A 24,004-nucleotide genomic window follows, 5' to 3' on the forward strand; every position below is an offset into this window, starting at 1 on the left:
ACTAACGTTTTTATATGCTCTAAATAATTCGAGTTGCAGGAAGGCGGCAACCGAGTGAGTCCCTGGGAGCTTAGATAACTAAGTGACTAGGGTAAGCAAGGGCAGCCAACGCATATGCAGCTTGAAGTATGACGAGTATAGATTGATGGAAGCTCAACATGGCCTTATTACAAATTAGTGAGCCTGGTTTAACGGCGGCACCACACCAACGTCGGTTGGCCGCAGGGATAGATTTAGGCACCACAAATTCATTGGTAGCCACTGTGCGCAGCGGTAAAGCGCAAACGCTGGCCGATGAACAGCAGCGGGATCTCCTGCCTTCAGTGGTTCATTATCAACAAGATGGCATTGATATCGGTTGGGATGCGCGCAATTTAGCGGCATTAGATCCGGTCAATACTATCAGTTCAGTCAAACGCATGATGGGCCGCTCTTTGGCCGATATCGTGCAGCGCTACCCTAATCTGCCTTACCAGTTTCAGCCGAGTGAAAATGGCTTGCCGATGATCCAGACTGCCAGCGGGTTAGTTAACCCGGTGCAAGTGTCTGCGGATATCCTAAAAGCATTGGCACTGCGGGCGCGAGCTGCATTGGAAGGTGAACTTGATGGCATCGTGATTACTGTTCCGGCTTACTTTGATGATGCCCAACGTCAAGGTACCAAAGATGCCGCCCGCTTAGCCGGGTTGCATGTGTTGCGTTTGCTTAATGAGCCGACCGCAGCGGCTATCGCCTATGGTCTGGATTCAGGCCAGGAAGGGGTGATTGCTGTTTACGACTTAGGCGGCGGAACATTTGATATCTCTATCTTGCGCTTAAGCCGTGGGGTGTTTGAAGTGTTGGCAACGGGCGGTGATTCTGCGCTGGGTGGGGATGACTTCGACCACTTATTAGCTGATTGGCTGCGCGAGCAAGCCGGTATTGATACCCGTGATGATCATGGTGTCCAGCGGCAATTACTTGATGCGGCGATCGCAGCCAAAATTACCTTGAGTGATGCCGAGGTTGCTGATGTCTCGGTCGCTGGTTGGCAAGGGCAAATCACCCGTGAGCAATTTGAATCGCTGATCGCTTCATTAGTTAAGCGCACATTAATGGCTTGTCGTCGTGCGTTAAAAGATGCTGGCGTGACGGCTGACGAAGTGTTGGAAGTGGTGATGGTAGGCGGTTCGACCCGTGTGCCGTTGGTGCGTGAGCAGGTGGGGCAATTCTTTGGCCGCACGCCACTGACCTCGATTGATCCCGATAAAGTGGTCGCAATTGGCGCGGCGATCCAAGCTGACATTCTGGTGGGGAATAAACCTGACAGTGATATGTTGCTGCTGGATGTTATCCCGCTGTCATTAGGGCTGGAAACCATGGGCGGTTTAGTGGAAAAAGTGATTCCACGCAATACCACCATTCCGGTTGCCCGCGCGCAAGAGTTCACCACCTTTAAAGATGGTCAGAGTGCGATGACTATCCATGTATTACAAGGCGAGCGCGAGCTGGTACAGGATTGCCGTTCCCTGGCCCGTTTTGCTTTACGTGGTTTGCCGCCGCTGCCAGCGGGAGGGGCGCATATTCGTGTGACTTTCCAGGTGGATGCGGATGGGTTATTGAGTGTCACGGCGATGGAGAAATCCACCGGCGTGGAGGCATCAATTCAGGTGAAGCCGTCCTACGGGCTATCTGATGATGAAATTGCCAATATGATTAAAGATTCAATGGCGAACGCGCAAAGTGATATTGGCGCGCGTAAGCTGGCGGAACAACAGGTCGAAGCCTCCCGTGTGCTGGAAAGTTTACAAGGCGCATTGGCCGAAGATGCAGCATTACTCAGTGAGCAAGAAAGTACTGCTATCGCTCAGGCGATGGCGGCATTACAGCAGCAGATGCAGGGCAGTGACCCACACGCAATCGAAGCTGCGATAAAAGCGTTAGATGCACAAACGCAAGATTTTGCCGCGCGCCGAATGGATGCTTCTATTCGCCGTGCTTTGGCTGGCCATTCAGTGGATGAGGTTTAATCATGCCCAAAATAGTATTTCTGCCCCATAAAGACCTTTGCCCGGATGGTGCAGTACTGGAAGCAACTCAAGGTGAAACCATATTGGATGTCGCCTTGCGTAATGGAATCGACATCGAGCATGCCTGTGAGAAATCCTGTGCCTGTACCACTTGCCACTGTGTGGTGCGGGAAGGTTTTGATTCTCTGCCAGAAAGCAGTGAACTGGAAGATGACATGCTGGATAAAGCCTGGGGGCTGGAGCCAGAAAGTCGCCTGAGTTGTCAGGCCAGAGTGACGGACGAAGATCTGGTGGTTGAGATCCCGCGTTATACTATTAACCATGCGCGGGAGCATTAATTATACTCGTCATACTTCAAGCTGCATGTGCGTTGGCTACGTTCAATCACCCGAATCACTTACAACAGTAAGCTCATCGGGACTCATTCACTTGCCGCCTTCCTGCAACTCGAATTATTTAGAGTATATACACGAGGACATGATATGAGCTTAACCTGGCAAGATACCCGCGAAATTGGCGAAGCGCTGTATGATCAGTTTCCGGATACTGATCCGAAAACAGTGCGTTTCACTGATATGCACCAATGGATCTGCGACTTAGACGATTTCGATGATGATCCGCAGGGATCAAATGAAAAAGTGCTGGAAGCGATCCTTCTGGTCTGGTTAGATGAGTTTGAATAAATACCTGAGGGTCGCACGAGCGGCCCTTTTTTCTATTGTTACTTTATAGCTGGCTGTTACTGTATAGCAGACAGTATTTTTCGAGTAGAACGTTTTGATCCGCCGTGGCTAACACAGGGCCACGTATAACTAGCTGAATAACAGCAAAAAATAATAATGAAGAGGTTGTCATGACAGAAACAATGCAAGTATCCCTATCATCCAAGCCGGCAGATGTCCGCTGGGGCGAGAAAGCCCTATTAAGTACCAATGATCAAGGCATGACTATCCACCTGACGGGCAATGATAATTTTGGGGCGATTCAACGTGCCGCCCGTAAAATCGACGGGCAGGGTATCAAACACGTCAAACTGGCCGGGGAGGGCTGGGGTCTGGAACAAAGCTGGGCATTCTGGCAAGGGTTCCGTGGGCCAAAAGGTCAGCGTAGCGTGGAGTGGGCAGAGCTGCCAGAGAACGAAAAAACCGAGCTGAAACATCGGCTGAAAATTATTGACTGGGTGCGCGACACCATTAATGCACCAGCAGAAGATTTGGGGCCAGAGCAACTGGCTAAAAACGCGATCGATTTACTGTGTTCAGTATCATGCGATGCTGTTAGTTACCGTATTACCAAAGGCGAAGATCTGCGTGAGCAGGGTTATGCCGGGATTTACACCGTTGGTCGCGGCTCTGATCGCGCGCCGGTGTTATTGGCGTTGGACTATAACCCAACCGGTAATCCCGATGCGCCAGTGATGGCATGTTTGGTGGGTAAAGGTATTACTTTTGATTCAGGCGGTTATAGCCTGAAACAGAGCGCCTTTATGGATTCGATGAAATCCGACATGGGTGGTGCGGCGACAGTCACCGGTGCATTGGCATTAGCAGTGGCTCGAGGCTTGAAACAGCGCGTAAAACTGTATTTGTGTTGTGCGGATAATATGGTGAGTGGTAATGCCTTCAAACTGGGTGATATCATTCGCTATCGCAATAAAAAGACGGTAGAAATCATGAATACCGATGCCGAAGGGCGCTTGGTCTTGGCCGATGGCCTGATTGATGCCTCTGAACAGAATGCACCGCTGATTATTGATGCAGCTACCTTAACCGGTGCGGCGAAAACTGCCCTGGGTAATGATTACCATGCGCTGTTTAGCTTTGATGATCAACTGGCGCAAGAATTGCTGAGCAGTGCCAAAAGCGAGCACGAACCTTTCTGGCGTTTACCGCTGGCCGAGTTCCATCGCAGCCAGTTACCGTCTAATTTTGCTGAATTGAATAATGTTGCGGGTGCAGCCTACAGTGCTGGTGCCAGCACCGCTGCTGCGTTTTTGTCGCATTTCGTGACAAACTATCAGCAAGGCTGGTTGCACATTGACTGCTCTGCCACTTACCGTAAAGGCGCGGTTGAGCAATGGTCGGCCGGTGCTACAGGTTTGGGTGTGCGCACCATTGCTAACCTATTGTTGGCGAAAGAAAAACAGTAAGTTTGGTGAAGCAAGGGGCTAGCACACCTACGGGCACTCCGGCGGCTCACGCCGCTACGACCCAAACGGCATGCTTCCCCTTCGTCACGCTTTGTAAGTTATCAATGGGGGCGCATTTGCGTCCCTTGGTTTGATCTGTTTGATGTACTTCTGGAGTAGAGCATGAGTGTGCCGCAGTCCCCTGATGATAAGCACGATAGTCACCATCACGATGAAGGCCAAAGCTTGGAATCGTTGCTAAAACTGGCGGCGACGGAGTCCATTCATCGCACCGCCTTTTTCCTTGCGCTGCTGGATGCGACCGTTTTAGTGCTGGTAGATGATTCAGATAAGCGCATTGAAGACGGTGAAATGACGTTCACCGCAGGAAATGGTGTGAATATTCTGCATTGGGAAAAGCAGGATGGCGAGTCGGTCATTCCATTCTTTACTTCGCCAGAAGTGCTTCAGCAGGCGCTGGATATGGCAGAAAATCAAGATATTGACAGTGAAAAACAGCCTTTTGTCGCCATGCCGGTGCGGGTGCTATTTGAAATGACCCAGGGCGCACATCTGTTTTTGAACCCAAAATCAGAGCACGGTAAAGAGTTCTGGCCGCAAGAAGTGGCTATGCTACTCGAAAACGGCGGTTTAGCACAACCGGCTGAAATGGTCGTGGATAAAGAGAGCCAAATTCTATTGGGCCAACCGGAAGAGTACCCGGCGGCAATGGTTGATGCATTGATTCAACTGTTTAGCCAGCGTAAGCCAGTGCGCCGTGCTTTTCTGGCGTTAATGCATGATAAAAATGTTGATGATCAACCTAACTTATTGATTGGTTTAGAAGTTGAGGGGCCTGAAGATGAGGTTGACCAGTTAATTCAGGAAGCCGGCAATGTGGCCAGTGATAATGCACCGGACGATCGCCCGGTTGATTTTTGCGTAGTGAGTGAAAAAGAGCGCGGTGTAAGCCATTATCTGATGACGCATACTCAGGCATTCTATCAGCGCAGATGGGGCAGTTGGCTGCGTAATGTGATTCCTTCAGTTAATCATTAGTCACGGAGCAGGATATGAATCACAACGGATTGCAGCGGTTAACGTCAGGAATCAAAAAGTGCCAGGCGACCATCTTGGGCAGTGCCATGTTATTAAGTGCCGTGTTGCTATTGACGGCCTGTGACGACAGCAGCGATAAAAAGGATGTCGCCGCGCCGGCAACTCAGGCCAGTGCGCCGGTGGCTAATACTGCGGTTAAAACGAATGATACCGCTGTACTGGCAGCGTTGGCGAAACGCCATGCAGGGCAACCGTTCACCTTGCTTGATGCTTCTGAGCTGCAACTCGATGGGGCCAGCGCGATGGTGTTGACCTTCTCGCAGCCGCTGGATACTAAACAAGATTTTGCCTCGCAGGTGCATCTGGTTGATACCGTCAGCGGCAAAATCGACGGTGCCTGGGAGCTATCCGATAATCTGATGGAGCTGCGTTTACGCCACCTTAAACCCGAGCGTAAGTTGTTATTAACCATAGACGGCACGCTGAAAGGCATCGGTGGTGGGCAACTGGGTAAACAACAGCAGCAGCAAATCACCACCCGCGACATCAAACCGAGCGTTGGTTTTGCCAGTAAAGGCTCTTTGCTGCCGGGCAAGCTGGCACAGGGCTTGCCGGTGATGGCGCTGAATGTGAATAACGTCGATGTTAACTTCTTTCGCATTAAACAAAGCAGTTTGGCCAGTTTCCTCGCTAGCTGGCAGTACCGCAGTGCGCTGTCGAACTGGGAATCAGACGAACTGCTGAAAATGGCCGATTTGGTCTATACCGGCCGCTTTGACCTTAATCCTGCCGCCAATACCCGTGAAAAGTTGCTATTGCCACTGGCGGATATCAAGCCGTTACAGGAGTCTGGTGTCTATCTGGCGGTGATGCAACAAGCCGGGCAATACAGTTACACCAATGCCGCCACTTTGTTTACGCTGAGTGATATCGGTGTTTCGCTGCACAGCTATCATGACCGGATGGATGTCTTTGCTCAGGCGCTGGCCGGTGGTGCGGCGCTGAAAGGCGTGTCACTGCAAGTATTGGATGAAAAAGGGCAAGTGCTGACTCAGGCTGAAACTGATGGTCAGGGCCATGCGCAACTGGAAAAAAACACTAACGCTAAGCTACTGTTAGCCTCGCAAAACGGGCAGACCAGCTTAATCGATCTTACGGTTCCGGCGCTGGACTTGGCTGAATTTGATATTGCCGGGCCGGAAGGTTTTCAAAAGCAGTTCTTTATTTTTGGCCCGCGTGACCTCTATCGCCCCGGTGAAACCTTAATTGTTAATGGCTTACTGCGAGACGCCGATGGAAAACCTTTGGCAACGCAGCCAGTTAAAGTGGATATCCTCAAACCCGATAATCAGGTGGTACGCAGCTTTGTCTGGCAGCCGCAGGAGGGCTTGTATCAATATCAATATGCTATACCGGAAGGCGGCCCAACCGGGGAGTGGTCGTTGCGCCTGAATTTGGGTGACAACCAGCCGCGTCTGTACAAATTTAAAGTGGAAGATTTCCTGCCAGAGCGTATGGCGCTGGAAATTACCACCAGCAAAGAACCGATTGCCACTGACAGCGAAGCCAGCTTTGCAGTAACTGGCCGCTATTTATATGGCGCACCGGCCTCAGGTAACCGCTTGCAAGGTCAACTGTTTTTACGCCCCTTACGCGAGGCGGTTGCCGCGCTACCCGGTTTTGAGTTTGGTTCTGTGACGGAAGAGAACCTCTCTCGCACCTTAGATGAGTTTGATACCACACTCGATAGCGACGGCCAAACGGATGTCGCTGTGGATAACAGTTGGCAGAATGCGCAATCGCCGTTGAAACTGATTTTACAGGCCAGCTTGCTAGAATCCGGTGGGCGGCCAGTAACCCGCCGTGCTGAACAGGCATTGTGGCCAGCCGATGTACTGGCAGGTATTCGCCCGTTATTCAACAAGCAGCAAGTTTATGATTATCGCAGTGACAGTTATAAATCACAGGCGATGGTCGATCAGGACACCACGGCCGATTTTGAAATTATCTATGCGAATGCCAGCGGTAAAAAGCTGGCCGCCGATGGCCTGAAAGTGAAGTTGGTGCGTGAGCGGCGCGATTACTACTGGCAGTGGTCAGAAAGTGATGGCTGGCAGTCACTGTTTGATAAAAAAGACCTGACTCTGGCGGAACAAACGGTAAATATTGCCGCTGATGGCAGTGCCAAAGTCAGCTTCCCGGTGGAGTGGGGCGCTTATCGTATTGAGGTGAGTAATCCAGATAATGAATTGGTCAGCAGTTCGCGTTTCTGGGCCGGTTATAGCTGGCAGGACAATACCGGCGGCAGTGGCGCTGTTCGTCCAGATCAAGTCAAACTGACACTGGATAAGCCGGCTTATCGCCCCGGTGAAAAAGTGAAGTTACATATTGAAGCCCCCGCCGCCGGTAATGGCTATCTGTTGGTGGAATCCAGCGATGGCCCGTTGTGGTGGCAGGAAGTGGCTATTCCGGCTGGGGGCGCGGATATCGAGGTGCCGATTAACAAGGCATGGAACCGTCACGATTTGTATCTCAGTGCGACGGTGATTCGTCCTGGCGACAAAGCACAGCAAGCCACGCCTAAACGGGCGGTGGGATTGCTGCATTTGCCGCTGGTGGATGAAACTCGCAAACTGGCACTGCAATTGGATGCTCCTGAGCGTATCCGTCCGAACCAAACTTTAACCGTTAAAGTTAAAGCCAACCGGATCGGTGCGCCATTGCCTGAAAAAGTGCAAGTACTGCTGTCGGCGGTCGACAGCGGTATCTTGAATATTACTGATTTCGCTACACCAGACCCGTATGATGCTTTCTTTGGTCGCAAACGCTACAGCGTTGATCAATATGATGTTTACGGGCAACTGATTGAAGGGCAGGGGCGCTTGGCCAGCCTGCGTTTTGGTGGCGATGGCGGTGACGATGATGCGCTGTCCCGTGGCGGCAAAAAGCCGATCACGGAAGTGACCATTGTGGCACAGCAAGCCCTGCCGGTGACCTTGAATGCACAAGGTGAAGGTACGGTTGAGCTGGCAATTCCTGATTTTAACGGAGAACTGCGTCTAATGGCGCAAGCCTGGAGCGCAGAAGATTTTGGCAACGCAGAGGCTAAAGTGGTGGTCGCAGCACCGTTGATTGCGCAATTGGCAACGCCGCGTTTTCTGGCGGGTGGTGACACGACACAATTGGCACTGGATCTGAGTAACTTATCAGGACTGCCGCAAACTCTGTCGCTCAAATTGGCCGCCAGTGACTTACTGGCATTAAATGGTGTGCAAACTCAGTCAGTTACGTTGGCTAAGGGCGAACGCAAAACAGTGTTGATTCCGGTGCGGGCACTAAATGGCTTTGGCCAGGGAAATATCAGTCTGAAGGTCAGTGGTATGGTGCTGCCAAATGAAAAACTGCCGGATTATCAGCATATTTGGAAGATCGGCGTGCGGCCTGCAACTCCGGCCCAAACCCGCCATTTTGCCAACGTATTGCACAGTGGCGAAAGTTGGAGCTTGCCGGCGGATGCTACTGCGGGATTGATAGCAGAAACAGTGCAAGGCCAACTTTTGCTTACCAGCCGCCCTCCGCTCAATCTTGCCCGCTATATCAGCGAGCTGTACGCCTACCCTTATGGTTGTTTAGAGCAGACCGTCAGCGGATTGTATCCCTCGCTGTACAGTAACCATGCGCAGTTGAGCGCGTTGGGAATTAAAGCCGATAGCGATGAGAAACGTCGGCAGGCGATTGACGTCGGGATTGAGCATTTGCTCAGTATGCAGCGTCACAACGGCAGTTTTGGTTTGTGGAGTAATGACAGCCCGGAAGAGTTCTGGCTGACCGCCTATGCCACAGACTTCCTATATCGCGCTAATCAGCAGGGTTACAGCGTACCGGTTGCGGCGTTGACGGCGGCGAATAACCGTTTGCAGCGCTACTTGCAGGATCCAAATCAGGTAGAAACGCGTTCTAGCGAACAAGCCAAACATACCCGTTTTGCGGTGCAGGCTTATGCCGGTTTGGTGCTGGCACAGCAACAGCAAGCCTCACTTGGCGCACTACGCCAGTTGTACACCCGCAGCAACGAAGCCCGTTCTGGCTTACCGTTGGTGCAGTTGGGTGTTGCACTCAAATTAATGGGGGATATGCCGCGAGCCAAAGAAGCCATTAGTCAGGGGCTGGATACTTCACGCAATGATAAGGATTACTGGCTGGAAGATTATGGCAGCGTGATACGTGATGACGCACTGATTTTGGCATTGTTGACTGACCACAATTTGTTGCCACAGGTGCGCGATACTCGTCTGTTGGTACTGTCTGATGCTTTGACCAGCCGCAACTATCTGTCAACGCAGGAGAGCAATGCGGTATTCCTGGCGGGTCGCACCATGATGAGTGGTGCTGAAACACCGTGGCAGGCTGCCATAGCGGCCACGGCGGAGAGTCTCGCTGAGAGTGCCACAGTGACACAAAACGCGGCATTGAATCAAAACTGGTCAGCGCCGCAACTGACTGGCGGTATGCAGATGCAAAATCGGGGTGATGTTGCACTCTATAGCCGCATCAATATCGTGGGGTATCCGCAGCATACACCTGCGCCGTTCAGCAATAATCTGCATATTAGCCGCAGATATATTGGGCTGGATGGCAACCCATTACCGCTATCACACCTGAAGAGCGGCGAGCTGGTGTTGGTGCATCTGGATGTGTGGGCAGATAAACGGGTGCCTGATGCACTGGTGGTCGATTTACTGCCCGCGGGGTTAGAGCTGGAAAACCAAAATCTGGGTGACAGCAGCGCCAGTCTGGGGGAGAGCGCCAGTAGTGTGACTGAACTGTTACAGGATATGCAGCAGTCAGAGATTAAACATCAGGAGTTTCGTGATGACCGCTATGTCGCGGCAGTGAGTGTTGATGGTTATCGTCATACCACGTTGCTGTATCTGGCCCGTGCCGTGACACCGGGGGTTTATCAGGTGCCCGCGCCGCAGGTGGAATCGATGTATGTACCGGACTGGCGTGCGCTGGGAACGACCGTGCCACAACTTGAAATCGTAAAGTAAATGCTTACTCCCCCTATGCGGCTCAGTAGCAAAGGGGGATGCTATCAATGTTAATGGGTAAAAACCGCTTCTCCCGCTATCACCGCAAAATTTGGTGGCTGGCGCTCATTGTTGTGCTGTTCCCGGCTCTATTGTGGCTGGCAGATAAGCGCTGGCCGCTGCCGCTGACAGAGGCTCAGGTCGCGCGGGTGGTGACCGCCGAAGATGGCACCCCGCTATGGCGCTTTGCCGATGCTGACGGGGTTTGGCGCTATCCAGTGACACTCGATCAAGTTTCACCTTATTACCTGCAAGCGCTGCTTACCTTTGAAGATCGCTGGTTCTACTCTCATCCCGGCGTGAATCCATTGGCACTGGCCCGCGCTACCTGGCAGGATCTGCGGGCCGGTAAGATTCTGTCCGGTGGCAGCACGCTCTCGATGCAAGTTGCCCGCTTAATCGACCCACATCCCCGCACGTTAGCGGGTAAATTGCGCCAAGTATGGCGAACGGTTCAACTGGAATGGCACTTTTCTAAAGATCAAATTCTCGAAATCTATCTTAACCGCGCCCCTTTTGGTGGCACGTTGCAAGGCATTGGCGCGGCCAGTTGGACATATCTGGGTAAGCCGCCCTCACAATTAACGCCGGCAGAAGCCGCATTATTGGCTGCCTTGCCCCAGGCTCCGAGCCGTTTGCGCCCGGATCGTTATCCACTGCGAGCTAAAGCTGCGCGCGATAAAGTGTTAAGCCGGCTGGCGGATTATCAGGTGTGGCCGGTTGAGCAGGTGGCTGATATCAAACAAGAAGATATCTGGCTGGCTCCGCGTCAGGTGCCGCAATTAGCTCCCTTATTGGCACGCCGCTTAACCCGTGGCAACCAACGCGAAGTGATTCAGACTACGCTGGACGCCGGTTTACAGCGTCAATTGGAAGATATGGCTGTGGGTTGGCGGCATCAATTACCAGAGAAAACATCGCTAGGCTTGCTGGTGGTGGACCATACCACCATGAATGTGCGTGCTTATCTTGGTTCGGTGGATTTTCAGGACAACAGCCGTTTCGGTCATGTGGATATGGTCAGTGCATGGCGATCACCTGGCTCGACGTTAAAGCCTTTTCTTTATGCAATGGCACTGGATGACGGCCTGATCCATGCCGAATCACTGTTACAGGATGTCCCGCGTCGTTTTGGTGATTACCGGCCCGGTAATTTCGATACCGGATTTCATGGGCCGGTTAGTGCCAGCGAGGCATTGGTGCGTTCGCTGAATCTCCCTGCGGTACAACTGCTGGAAGTGTATGGGCCGAAGCGTTTTACCGCCAACTTACGTAATGGCGGTTTACACTTACGTTTTCCACCTCACAGCGAACCCAGCCTTGCGGTGATTCTGGGCGGCACCGGTTCACGATTAGATCAATTGGTTGCAGCTTATAGTGCTTTTGCTCGTGGTGGAATGGCTGCCACTTTACGTTTTGAGCCACAGCAAAACATACAGGAACGGCGGCTTTTTTCTCCCGGCGCGGCATGGATAACCCGCCGTATTCTTGCCGGTGAAGCCAGACCTTTACCGGATGATAACCTACCGGCAGTCGTGCCGTTGGCATGGAAAACCGGCACCAGCTATGGCTATCGTGATGCGTGGGCTATTGGCATTAACGCCCGTTATACCATTGGTGTCTGGGTCGGGCGGCCAGATGGTACACCGGTTGCCGGGCAGTTCGGTTACGCCACCGCAGTACCAATATTGAATCAGGTTAATAATCTGCTGATGGGCGGATTGCAGCACAGTGGTCGTCAACTGCCAATCGATCCCAAGCCCTCCTCGGTCACTCGGGCCGAAATTTGTTGGCCGGGCGGGCAACCCTTGGCCGCCGGTGATAGCAATTGTCGACAACGGCGACAAAGCTGGGTGCTCGATGGCACTGTGCCACCGACTCTTGCCGCACCAGGGCAGGAGAACATGCAGGGCGGCCAGCTTAGTCTCTGGCTGAATGCGCAGGGGCAGCGAGTTGCTGCAGATTGCGCTGGCGCGATTGCTACCCCATTAACTTTATGGCCACTGCCGCTCGAACCGTGGTTGCCAGTCAGTGAACGCCGACTGCAACGTTTACCCGCAGCTAGCCCTCAATGTGCGCCACAAGGCAGTATTGATGTGGCTCCGTTGCTGATTTTGGGGATACGTGATGGTGCGATACTAAAGCGCTTGCCGGGACATAATAGCCTCGACCTGCGGTTGGCGGCGCAAGGTGGGCAGGGCCAGCATTGGTGGTTCCTTGATGGGGAACAGGTGGCGGTGACCGAAAATAATCAGTCGTGGGTACAAACTTTATCGATACCAGGCCGCCATCAGCTTAATCTATTGGATGAAAGTGGTATGGTGAGCAATTTGTTGTTTCGGGTAGAATAAGCTCATATATAAAATTAATAAATGACAACTTATAACCTTCTTTTATATTACATTATTATTAATGTTTTTGTGATAAATTAAATAATATTATTGTTTTTATTTATTCGATAGATTATCTCCAGTGTTGATATGGCACATTGCTATTCATAACTGGAGGATAATATGATTAATCACATTTACTTTGTAATGATATCTTCAGTTCTCTTAACTTCCCATATTTTTGCCCAATCCCCTAAAGTTTGTTTTTATGCTGATGAAGGTTTCCAAGGGGAGTCTATTTGTGCTACTCAGGGTCAGGCGGTCAGTGACCTTAAACATGAATGGAATGATAAAATATCATCTATTACCGTCCCTCATGGCATGGTGGTTACGGCATTTAAAGATATAAATTTTTCAGGGCGGTCTTTAACATTCAAAGAGAATATTGACTTATACTCATCCCGTCGATGGACAAATTTAAATAATGCAATTAGTTCCTTTAAAGTAAGGAGTGCTGCCTGCTTTTATGAACAGGATAGTTTTATCGGTGATTCTATTTGTATCTCTGGCAATGAACGGATTGACCTATATAGCGAAACTCGCCCGAATAGAAGCCATATCATGAATCCTCTTAATGATAGAATAAATTCAATCATTATACCACCAGACACTCAGGCTATTATCTATAGAAATGACAGTTATAGTGGTGATTACTTTGTTCTGACAGATAATTACACTGCATCAGATTTAGAAAATATAGATATGAATAATGCCATTAGTAGTATTAGAGTCTCTCAGTATGAGCATTTTCTCTGTGACCAACACTGTGTTATCAAAAATAGCATGATTATTCCTATACAATATGCCTTTGGTAGTCATTGGGCTGATAAAAGAATAGGTTATAAGCAAGTATTGATTAGCTTTAATATAACAAGCGAAGATGATTACACTATAGATATAGCCGGTGGTGGGCTTTTTAAAATAAAAGGAGGTGAAGTGTTTTTTATTAATCAAGAAAGTAACAATAGCGCCATATTTAAAATAAATAATCAGGTCGGTAGGTTATCCATGTTATCGATATTCAATGGCGGCTATTTTGAAGTTCAAATTATTGAGTCTAGTGGTGGCGTGTCGGTCAATGTTTACCCGATTTTTAGCTATTTATTTGATGTTTATAATACCAATGTTAGCTTCTTTATTAATAATGCGAACACGTTAAAACCTCTGATAATAGATAAGCTTGTTATGACCGTTGAGAAAAAAAATAATAGAACCGAACGCGGTGTTGCAGGAATCGCGGCCTGTTGGTTAGTCCCGCTGCTTAATATTTATAACTATATTATCCAGGGGAAGTGTAATCAGGCTGACCGTTTTATAACTGATGCCAGCGAGTTTTTCAGCACTAGTAGCGATAAAATATTGCAAATATCCGGTACGTCGGAACCTCTGCCCAGAATAGAAAATAATGACACCTTTCCTTCTGAAATACTCCTCGTAGATTTTGCGACGGACCCAACAGGCACATTGACTCATATTAATTCTGATATGAACGGTAAGTCATTAACGCTAGCGGCAACGGCTCTGGCCTGCAACGTCTCGATGAAATATGAGGTACTTCCACATCTGCGTTCTCGCCGTGACCTTATTCCGCCTTGCATCGATTGGACGCTAAATATTCTGACTGATTTTACGCTGTTATTTGGTGACAGTGACAGTACCTGGAATGCTGAAAACTTTGGCCGCGTTATTGCGCGCATTATCAGTTCTGGAGATACCGGTTATGCCGCATCCGATACTATTACTGATGCACGTTTAATTGAGAATGTTCGAACCTACGTTACCGAAAATATTGATAATGCCGCACTGATAAAAACGGCATTTGATTTTTCACAACTCAGCTATGCGGGTTATTTACGCCATAATGATGTGGGATCTGAAACCCAGCCGCCGCAAGTTGTGCAGTCACTACCTCAGGGGCGCTATGAACTGGCGCTACAAAATTTTCATTTTGTCGAGACGGTACCCAGAAGACAGCTTAATGGTGAGTGGATTGAACAACCTGAATTGCGTTTTGATGTCGAGGTGATCAGTGGCGCGACAGAAGATACATTGGCTGCTCGGCAAAATGTTACTCCAGTGATAGAAGAGTGGCGGCAACGGTACCGTCAGGCTGCAAGGTCTTTAAAGGTCGTTGAGAAGATAGGAAGCACCAACACTCCAAATCTGTATCAGGGCATGGATGCGATTATTTCTGCTGCTGCTATGGTCAGTGATGTGGCGCAAAGTTGGTTAAGAACATCGCGCGATGACTATATCTATGTGATTGTGCGTTTATCCGGTGAGGTCATCAGCATCGCTATGGCGGTAGATATTAACGATGTTGATGTGGGCATTGCCGGTTCGTTGACCAATCCTTCCTATGTTCTTAACCCGGCTAATAACGGGGTTATTCGAGGGGCGGGTACTGCGGCTATCAGGGCACTCGCCGACTATTTGGCTAAGAAAGGAAAACGCGCACTGGTATCGGATGTTATCAGCCAGCCGTCAGCAATTGTAAAAAAGAAAGTGGGCTTTCAGTTTATCGATGAACTTTGATATTAATAACTTTTGAATTGAATTTTCGGGTGTGGGGCACAGAGTATGGCAAACTGATTTTTATGCAAAGTGTGAGTTGTGCATAAAAATGAGGAATAAAGATAAATAATTTTTAATGAAATGTTGTGATTCCCGTATGCAAGCGCTAGCAGCGCACATATAATCTGCGGCCACTGTACCGGGTCGGCACAATTATAGAGTAAAGGAACCGTTTGCCAGCCAAGTCTATGTGCTTATTAATATTGCCTCTGTTTTATTAATGACACAGCGCAGTGCAGGTTCCGAGTCCGGTAAATATTAGAAATCCAATCGAGGTTATCATGGCTTTAGAACGTACTTTCTCCATTATCAAACCCAATGCTGTTGCCAAAAATAACATTGGCGCTATTTATGCTCGTTTTGAAAGTGCTGGTTTCAAAATCATTGCGGCAAAGATGTTGAAACTGACTAAAGAACAAGCTGAAGGTTTTTACGCTGAACATAAAGGCCGCCCATTCTTCGATGGTCTGGTTGAATTTATGACTTCCGGCCCGATCATGGTTCAGGTTCTGGAAGGTGAAAATGCCGTACAGCGCCACCGTGATATCATGGGGGCTACCAACCCGGATAACGCTCTGGCGGGTACTTTACGTGCCGATTTCTCTGAAAGTTTCACCGCCAACGCGGTACACGGTTCTGATGCGGTTGAATCAGCCCAGCGTGAAATTGCTTATTTCTTTACCGAGAGTGAAATTTGTCCGCGCTAATTGATTGATTCGGTGCAGGAGTGGTGGTTATTTAATCAACTGAAACAATAAAGTTGTCAGCGCACCTTTCCAATCATGGAATCCATGCTCTAAAATTTGTACAATGCCGCGCCCCGCTGGAGATATCTGCCGGGGCGTTCTATTATTTATTCATCGCCGTTTCGAAAGCCATACTCGGTTTAAAGCGCAGCGCCGTAAAGTGTAACAACGAGGCCACGACAACTCATGTCCGAACAACTCTTAGCAGCATCAATACCTGTTGATGCTGCATCTCTGTCTGACAATGCGGTTCAGACCGCCGCTCCTGCTAGCAGCAAAATTAATCTGCTCGATCTCAATCGCCAACAAATGCGCGAGTTTTTCGCTGAAATGGGCGAGAAACCTTTTCGGGCAGATCAGGTCATGAAGTGGATGTATCACTATTGCTTTGATGATTTTGAGCAAATGACCGATATCAATAAAGGGCTGCGTACCAAATTGCAACGTGTTGCAGAAATTCGTGCGCCAGAAGTGGCAGAAGAGCAACGCTCGACAGATGGCACTATCAAATGGGCAATTAAGGTTGGCGATCAGCAAGTCGAAACGGTGTATATCCCTGAAGGTGACCGTGCAACGCTGTGTGTGTCATCTCAGGTAGGCTGCGCACTGGAGTGTAAATTCTGCTCTACGGCACAACAGGGCTTTAACCGTAACCTGCGGGTATCGGAAATCATCGGTCAGGTATGGCGTGCGGCTAAAATTATTGGCGCAGTAAAAGCCACTGGTATCCGCCCAATCACTAACGTAGTGATGATGGGGATGGGAGAGCCATTGCTGAACCTGAATAACGTGGTTCCAGCTATGGATATCATGATGGATGACTTTGGTTTCGGTTTATCCAAACGCCGCGTGACCTTATCGACATCCGGTGTGGTACCAGCGTTGGATAAGCTGGGTGACATGATTGACGTCGCCTTGGCTATCTCTCTACATGCCCCGACCGATGATATTCGTGATGACATTGTGCCAATCAACCGTAAATACAATATTGAAACCTTCCTGGCTGCGGTGCGTCGCTATTTGGCGAAATCTAAAGCCAATGGTGGGCGGGTTACGGTTGAATACGTTATGCTGGATCACATCAATGACAGTACCGAGCAAGCCCACCAGTTGGCGGCGTGTTTGAAAGATACGCCGTGCAAGATAAACTTGATTCCCTGGAACCCGTTCCCAGGCGCACCTTATGGCCGTAGTTCAAACAGCCGGGTGGATCGTTTTTCTAAGGTATTAATGGAGTACGGTTTTACGACTATTGTGCGTAAAACGCGTGGTGACGATATCGACGCCGCCTGCGGCCAGTTAGCCGGTGAAGTTATCGATCGTACTAAGCGTACCCTGAAAAAGAAAATGGCAGGTGAACCTATTGCCATTAAAACAGTCTGATTCGTAAGATTCATGCTTGCATATAACTTATTGTTATTTAACTTATAATTTGCAAGGTGTCTAATACTGAAAAGATTATACCCTAAATCATTTGAGTTGCAGGAATGCTGCTGGCAGCGGCATCGCGCAAACAAGGTCCAGGGATGGGCTGAGTCGCAAGAGTTGCCAGTACACTTGTGGTTTGAAAGATGACGGGTATCTTCACACCTAAGGACAATTGAGAAAGCATGAAGCTGACAAGAATGTGGAGAGTGTGCCTGATAGCGACAGTATTGGCTGGTTGCTCCGGTTCTTCATCGGAAAAAGCCAATCAACCCGCGGCAGGGCAGACGCGTTTACAACTGGGTTTGGAGTATTTGGCGCAAGGTGATCTTAATGCCGCACGTCAGAATCTTGAGAAGGCTGTAGAGGCGAATCCACAGGATTATCGCGCTCAATTGGGCATGGCTTTTTACGAACAACGTATCGGTGAAAACAGTGCTGCAGAACAGCGTTATCAGCAGGCGATGAAACTGGCTCCGGGAAATGGCACGGTACTAAATAATTACGGTGCGTTTCTGTGTAGTTTAGGGCAGTATGTACCGGCTCAACAACAGTTTAGCGCGGCGGCATTGTTACCTGATTACGGTCAGGTCGCGGATAGTCTGGAAAATGCAGGTTATTGCTTTTTACGGGCTAACCAAAATGAGCAGGCGCGTGTGTTGCTGAGTCGGGCTTTAAAGTATGATCCGGATAAAGGTGAGCCGCTGCTTGCAGAAGCTCAAAGGCATTTTGGAGAAGGGAATCGCGCTCAAGCGCAGTTATTACTGGATGTCTACCAACATACGCTTCCAGCCAGTGCTGAAAGTTTATGGCTACAAATTCGTTTCGCCGCGCTAGCAGGCCGTCAAGATAGTGTACAACGCTATGGCAAGCAGCTTGCGCGAAGTTTTCCACAATCCAAACAGTACCAGCACTTTCTAGCTAATGAATACTGAAGCCTCCCAAGATCAAACTGTTCCAGAGACGACAGGTGTGCGCCTGCGTCAAGCCCGTGAAGCACTCGGGTTAACTCAGCAGACGGTTGCAGAACGTCTGTGTCTGAAGGTATCCACAATCCGCGATCTTGAGGAGGATAAAGCGCAAGCTAATCTCGCCTCAACATTCCACCGTGGTTACATTCGTTCTTACGCCAAATTGGTCCATCTTCCTGAAGATGAACTATTACCTATACTGGCAAAACAGGCTCCAGTCAGAGCGGCTAAGGTTGCCCCGATGCAGAGTTTCTCATTGGGTAAAAAACACAAAAAACGTGATGGCTGGTTGATGACTTTCACCTGGCTTATCGTGTTGGTTGTGCTAGGTCTGACCGGCGCTTGGTGGTGGCAAAATCATCAGGCACAGCAAGCTGAAATAGCCACGATGGCCGATCAGTCTTCTGCTCAATTGTCGCAAAATGGCGGGCAACCTGTGCCGCTGTCTGATGACAACAGCGATGCTATCGCACCGGATGCTTCGGCTCCGGCTGCGAATAACAGCCTGTCAGCGCCGACACCAACAACTACTGATACTGCATCTGCTACCAACAGCACAGTATCTGCGGCTCCAGCGACGAATACCGCTACTGCCGCAACAACAGCACCTCAGGGAGCGACAGTGGCAGCGCCAGCTGTTGTCTCCCCGAGTCAGGCTCCTTTGCCTGATGTAGCGACCACACAATCACCACTGCCTACCGCAGATGCAGGGGTGAATGGTGTTGCGTCGTCTGTGGGTTCATTGGTTATGAATTTCACAGCTGATTGTTGGTTACAGGTTGTTGATGCAACTGGAAAAACACTGTTTAGTGGTATCCAAAAAGGGGGCGCGACTCTAAATCTGTCTGGTAAATCCCCTTATAAGCTGACCATCGGAGCACCAGGTGCGTTGACTATTACGTATCAGGGTAATCCAGTAGATTTAACTAAGTTTATTAAGGCTAATCGCGTAGCCCGCCTGACTGTCGGTGTAGAGTAGAATGGTGGTTTTGTTAAACAACCATGTAAAAACTACACGACTGTAAAGGAGAGTGTGTAATGCATAATGAATCCCCAATTATTCGGCGTAAATCGACTCGGATCTACGTCGGTAAAGTGCCCGTTGGTGATGGTGCGCCAATTACGGTGCAATCGATGACCAATACCAAAACCACGGATGTTGCTGCAACCGTTGCCCAAATCGTGGCATTGCAACGCGTTGGTGTGGATATCGTCAGGGTTTCAGTACCCACGATGGAGGCGGCTGAGGCATTTAAATTAATTAAGCAGCATCAAGATGTCACAGTGCCGTTGGTTGCCGATATTCATTTTGACTATCGTATTGCCCTGAAAGTGGCTGAATACGGAGTTGATTGTCTGCGAATCAATCCCGGTAACATTGGTAACGAAGCCCGTATTCGGGAAGTGGTTGCCAGTGCGCGTGATCACAATATTCCTATCCGTATTGGTATCAATGGTGGATCGCTGGAAAAAGATATTCAGGAAAAGTACGGTGAACCTACACCGGAAGCCCTGCTTGAATCCGCGATGCGTCATGTCGATATTCTTGATCGCCTCAATTTTGATCAGTATAAAATCAGTGTTAAAGCCTCCGATGTTTTCCTGGCAGTAAACTCCTACCGTTTATTAGCCAAACAAATCAATAATCCTTTGCATTTGGGGATCACCGAAGCGGGTGGTGCGCGCAGTGGTTCAGTTAAATCTGCTATTGGGTTAGGTTTATTGTTGTCTGAAGGTATTGGCGACACGTTACGAATTTCACTGGCCGCTGATCCGGTAGAAGAAGTGAAAGTAGGTTTTGATATTTTGAAATCTTTGCGTATCCGTTCCAGGGGGATTAACTTTATCGCTTGCCCAACCTGCTCTCGCCAAGAATTTGATGTTATTGGTACTGTGAATGCTTTAGAGCAGCGGCTAGAAGATCTGATCACACCTATGGATGTATCTATCATCGGTTGTGTGGTTAATGGTCCGGGTGAGGCCTTAGTGTCGACTATTGGTGTGACCGGTGCTCATAACAAAAGCGGTTTCTATGAAGATGGCATTCGTCAAAAAGAACGCTTTGATAACAAAAATATGATTGACCAGTTAGAAGCTAAAATTCGGGCCAAAGCATCAATACTTGATGCCAAAAACCGAATTGTTATCAATCTATTGGATGATAAATAAATTTCACCAGTAATATTGTTGTTAATAATATTATAAGTCATGTTGTTATCGGCCAAACTATCGTCGGCAAGCGTGTTGTCGACCAGAACGGCACAAGCGGGCATGGCCCGCTTTATATTGCGCCGGTAGAGATAACAGATTGTCCCCATTGAATATGTGGGCAGCAAGCCTCTATAATCGGTATTATTTTTTGCATTATGCCCAATGCCTTTGATGTTGCGGCGAACATCGCTACAACGTCAAGTTAAGTAGGGTATAAAACTATAGAGAACAGACGTGGCAAAGAACATTCAAGCCATCCGTGGTATGAACGACTACCTGCCAGCCGATACGGCACTATGGCAGCGTATTGAAGGCAGCTTAAAGCAAGTGCTGGCAGGCTACGGTTACAGCGAAATCCGTATGCCGATTGTAGAGCAGACCCCGTTATTCAAGCGCGCCATCGGTGAAGTTACCGATGTGGTTGAAAAAGAGATGTATACCTTTGACGATCGCAACGGCGAAAGTCTGACACTGCGTCCGGAAGGCACCGCAGGGTGCGTACGCGCGGGTATCGAACATGGTCTGCTGTACAATCAGGAACAGCGTCTTTGGTACATCGGCCCAATGTTTCGTTATGAGCGCCCACAAAAGGGGCGTTATCGTCAATTCCACCAGTTAGGTGCGGAAGTTTTTGGTCTACAAGGCCCGGACATTGATGCAGAATTGATTCTTCTGACCGCCCGTTGGTGGCGTGCTTTAGGAATAACCGAGCATGTGCAGCTTGAATTGAACTCCATTGGATCATTGGATGCGCGTGCCAATTACCGTGAAGCGCTAGTGACATTCCTGGTACAACATGTTGATAAGTTGGACGAGGACTGTAAGCGCCGCATGTACAGCAACCCGTTACGTGTGCTCGATTCCAAAAATCCAGATGTACAGTTGTTGCTTAACGATGCACCTAAGCTATCTGATTACCTGGATGAAGAGTCAAAACAACATTTTGCGGGCTTGTGTGAACTTTTAGACCAGGCCAGTATCCCATATACCGTAAATGAGCGTTTAGTTCGTGGTTTGGATTATTACAACCGCACCGTATTTGAGTGGGTGACCAACAGTTTGGGCGCACAAGGTACAGTCTGTGCCGGTGGGCGTTATGATGGCCTGGTTGAACAACTGGGTGGTCGTGCAACACCGGCTGTTGGTTTTGCTATGGGGCTTGAACGTCTGGTTCTGTTGGTGCAGGCCGTCAATCCAGAGTTCAAAGTACCCGCAATAATTGATGTGTATCTCATCTCATCGGGTGAGGGGGCGCAAAGTGCTGCAATGCAGCTTGCTGAGCGTGTGCGAGATGATTTACCTAACCTAAAGTTAATGACTAACTACGGTGGCGGTAATTTCAAAAAGCAAATTACTCGTGCTGATAAGTGGGGCGCGCGCGTGGCACTCATACTCGGCGAAAACGAAGTCGCAGCAAAGCAAGTGGTCGTAAAAGATTTGCGGAGTGGTGAACAAGAAACGCTGGCGCAAGCGGATGTTGCTGTGCGTCTGGCTTTGATGTTGGGTTAAGGAGAGAGACACCGTGGAAGTCTATACCACTGAAAATGACCAGGTTGATGCAGTGCGCCGTTTCTTTAGTGAGAATGGTAAAGCGCTGGCCGTGGGTGTGGTGCTCGGGATTGGTGCATTAGTGGGTTGGCGTTACTGGCAGAGTCATCAAAACACTGCTATGACCGAAGCCTCCTCTGCCTATCAGCAAGCCAGTAATGCCTTGTTAGCCAACAGTGCTGATGGTGTTGCTATTGCTGAAAAGTTTGTTCAGGGCAATAAAAATAACTACGGCGTCCTTGCCGGGTTAGAATTGGCCCACCATTTTGTTGAACAAGGCGAGTTTGATAAAGCCACACAGCAACTCAGTCAGGCGCTGGGCCAGACAAAAGATGAAAATCTGCTGTCATTGATCAATTTGCGTCTTGCGCGTGTGCAACTGCAATTGAAGAAACCCGACCAAGCGTTAAAAACGCTGGATGCAGTACAAGGTGATGGCTGGACTGCGATGGCGCAAGATGTTCGTGGCGATGCGTTGTTAAGCAAAGGCGACATCGCAGGTGCTCGTGCCGCTTACAGTAAAGGCGTCGAATCCAATGCTTCTCAGGCGCTGCAAGCACTATTGCGCATGAAATTGAATAACTTGTCCAGCTAAGGGGTATTCCCATGCAATTGCGTAAAACACTCTTAGTAGGACTGGTTTCTGTTGCCCTATTGAGCGGCTGTTCACTGTTTAACAGTGAAGAAGATGTAGTGACGATGTCACCACTGCCTAAAGTTGAAAATCAGTTCACACCAACCAAAGTGTGGAGTACTTCTGTTGGTGGTGGCATCGGTGATTATTACTCTCATCTGCGCCCCGCCTGGCAGGGAACCACTGTTTTTGCCGCAGACCGTAAAGGTCTGGTGAAAGCGATGGAAGCCGACACCGGTAAGCAAATTTGGCAAACCGATTTGTCTGAGAAAACTAATTTCCTCTCCAGTAATCGTTCAGCCATGTTGTCTGGTGGTGTAACGGCTTCTGGCGCACATGTATATGTCGGCAGCGAGAAAGCGGTCGTTTATGCGCTGAACTCTGACGATGGGCAAGTGGCGTGGCAGACGGTGGTTGCTGGCGAAGCCTTGTCTCGTCCGGTGGTCAGTGATGGTGTGGTATTGATCCATACGTCGAACGGAATGCTACAAGCACTGAGTGAATCAGACGGCGCGATCAAGTGGACCTTAAACCTCGATACGCCTGCATTATCTCTGCGTGGTGAATCCGCGCCAGCAGTGGCATTTGGTGCAGCACTTGTCGGTGGCGATAATGGCCGCGTCAGTGCGGTGATGATGGAGCAAGGTCAGTTAATCTGGCAGCAACGTATTTCACCGGTGACCGGGACCACTGAAATTGACCGTCTGAACGACGTTGATACTACTCCTGTCGTTGTAGATGGTGTGGTTTATGCGCTGGCTTATAACGGCAACCTGACGGCACTGGATCTGCGTTCCGGCCAGATTGTTTGGAAGCGCGAAATGGGTTCAGTGAATGACATCATTGTTGATGGTGGCACCATTTATCTGGTCGATCAAAATGATCGCATCGTTGCGTTGAAAGCTGATGGCGGGATAACTCTTTGGAGTCAAAGCGATTTATTGCATCGTAACTTGACCGCTCCTGTGATGTATAATGGTTATCTGGTCGTAGGTGATGCCGAAGGTTATCTGCACTGGGTGAACACCGATGATGGCCGCTTTGTGTCTCAACAAAGTGTGGACAGCTCCGGCTTCCTGAGTGCGCCAGTGGTTGCCAGCGATAAGCTGTTGGTTCAGGCGAAAGGCGGCACGGTATACGCGTTCACCCGTTAATCTTGATTTAAAGCCTGTTCAACAGGCCTATACCTAACGTTATTGGTGTTGCAGCTGGGCCGCAA

The 24,004-nt window shown here is 49.4% G+C and carries 16 protein-coding genes; all 16 read left to right on the forward strand.

The window, feature by feature from the left end; translation table 11 throughout:
• Positions 1-158 precede the first annotated feature (158 nt).
• The 16 genes from hscA to bamB all read left to right on the forward strand — a co-directional run bounded on the left by hscA (position 159) and on the right by bamB (position 23,939).
• The gene (gene hscA / locus AT01_RS17405; RefSeq protein WP_042548042.1) at positions 159-2,009 is read left to right on the forward strand and encodes a Fe-S protein assembly chaperone HscA; all 1,851 of its coding nucleotides are present in this window, start codon (positions 159-161) and stop codon (positions 2,007-2,009) included.
• Between the two features lie 2 nt (positions 2,010-2,011).
• On the forward strand, positions 2,012-2,347 hold the full coding sequence (gene fdx, locus AT01_RS17410) for an ISC system 2Fe-2S type ferredoxin (RefSeq protein ID WP_004713939.1): 336 nt from the start codon (positions 2,012-2,014) through the stop codon (positions 2,345-2,347).
• A 144-nt stretch (positions 2,348-2,491) separates the two neighbouring features.
• Positions 2,492-2,692: a Fe-S cluster assembly protein IscX gene (gene iscX, locus AT01_RS17415; RefSeq protein WP_042548043.1), complete on the forward strand. Its 201-nt coding sequence runs from the start codon at positions 2,492-2,494 to the stop codon at positions 2,690-2,692.
• Positions 2,693-2,862: 170 nt separating this feature from the next.
• Positions 2,863-4,158 (forward strand): aminopeptidase PepB, encoded by a 1,296-nt coding sequence (gene pepB, locus AT01_RS17420; protein ID WP_235427188.1) that lies wholly within the window; start codon positions 2,863-2,865, stop codon positions 4,156-4,158.
• Between the two features lie 162 nt (positions 4,159-4,320).
• A complete protein-coding gene (gene sseB, locus AT01_RS17425) occupies positions 4,321-5,196 on the forward strand; it encodes an enhanced serine sensitivity protein SseB (protein WP_042548044.1) in 876 nt (291 codons plus the stop codon).
• A 14-nt stretch (positions 5,197-5,210) separates the two neighbouring features.
• Positions 5,211-10,247 carry an alpha-2-macroglobulin family protein gene (locus AT01_RS17430; protein ID WP_042548045.1) on the forward strand — a complete coding sequence of 1,679 codons (5,037 nt, stop codon included), beginning with the start codon at positions 5,211-5,213 and terminating at the stop codon, positions 10,245-10,247.
• Between the two features lie 53 nt (positions 10,248-10,300).
• Positions 10,301-12,637, forward strand: coding sequence for a peptidoglycan glycosyltransferase PbpC (gene pbpC, locus AT01_RS17435; protein WP_042548695.1), 2,337 nt, complete (start codon positions 10,301-10,303; stop codon positions 12,635-12,637).
• Positions 12,638-12,799: 162 nt separating this feature from the next.
• A complete protein-coding gene (locus AT01_RS17440) occupies positions 12,800-15,211 on the forward strand; it encodes a peptidase inhibitor family I36 protein (protein WP_042548046.1) in 2,412 nt (803 codons plus the stop codon).
• 320 nt (positions 15,212-15,531) lie between these two features.
• Positions 15,532-15,957 carry a nucleoside-diphosphate kinase gene (gene ndk, locus AT01_RS17445; protein ID WP_042548047.1) on the forward strand — a complete coding sequence of 142 codons (426 nt, stop codon included), beginning with the start codon at positions 15,532-15,534 and terminating at the stop codon, positions 15,955-15,957.
• 225 nt (positions 15,958-16,182) lie between these two features.
• On the forward strand, positions 16,183-17,379 hold the full coding sequence (locus AT01_RS17450; RefSeq protein WP_004702451.1) for a bifunctional tRNA (adenosine(37)-C2)-methyltransferase TrmG/ribosomal RNA large subunit methyltransferase RlmN: 1,197 nt from the start codon (positions 16,183-16,185) through the stop codon (positions 17,377-17,379).
• Positions 17,380-17,606: 227 nt separating this feature from the next.
• Positions 17,607-18,356, forward strand: a complete 750-nt coding sequence (gene pilW, locus AT01_RS17455) for a type IV pilus biogenesis/stability protein PilW (protein WP_042548048.1) — start codon at positions 17,607-17,609, stop codon at positions 18,354-18,356.
• The gene (gene rodZ, locus AT01_RS17460; protein WP_042548049.1) at positions 18,346-19,371 is read left to right on the forward strand and encodes a cytoskeleton protein RodZ; all 1,026 of its coding nucleotides are present in this window, start codon (positions 18,346-18,348) and stop codon (positions 19,369-19,371) included. The genes pilW and rodZ overlap by 11 nt, the downstream gene beginning before the upstream one ends.
• A 59-nt stretch (positions 19,372-19,430) precedes the next feature.
• On the forward strand, positions 19,431-20,561 hold the full coding sequence (gene ispG / locus AT01_RS17465) for a flavodoxin-dependent (E)-4-hydroxy-3-methylbut-2-enyl-diphosphate synthase (protein WP_042548050.1): 1,131 nt from the start codon (positions 19,431-19,433) through the stop codon (positions 20,559-20,561).
• Positions 20,562-20,837: 276 nt separating this feature from the next.
• Positions 20,838-22,112 carry a histidine--tRNA ligase gene (gene hisS / locus AT01_RS17470; protein WP_042548051.1) on the forward strand — a complete coding sequence of 425 codons (1,275 nt, stop codon included), beginning with the start codon at positions 20,838-20,840 and terminating at the stop codon, positions 22,110-22,112.
• A gap of 13 nt (positions 22,113-22,125) precedes the next feature.
• Complete coding sequence (locus AT01_RS17475) at positions 22,126-22,746, forward strand: YfgM family protein (RefSeq protein ID WP_004702463.1); 621 nt, start codon at positions 22,126-22,128, stop codon at positions 22,744-22,746.
• Positions 22,747-22,757: 11 nt separating this feature from the next.
• Positions 22,758-23,939 carry an outer membrane protein assembly factor BamB gene (bamB, locus tag AT01_RS17480; protein WP_042548052.1) on the forward strand — a complete coding sequence of 394 codons (1,182 nt, stop codon included), beginning with the start codon at positions 22,758-22,760 and terminating at the stop codon, positions 23,937-23,939.
• The last annotated feature ends 65 nt before the right edge of the window (positions 23,940-24,004 follow it).

It is taken from the genome of Yersinia aldovae 670-83, from assembly GCF_000834395.1.
Lineage (GTDB): Bacteria > Pseudomonadota > Gammaproteobacteria > Enterobacterales > Enterobacteriaceae > Yersinia > Yersinia aldovae.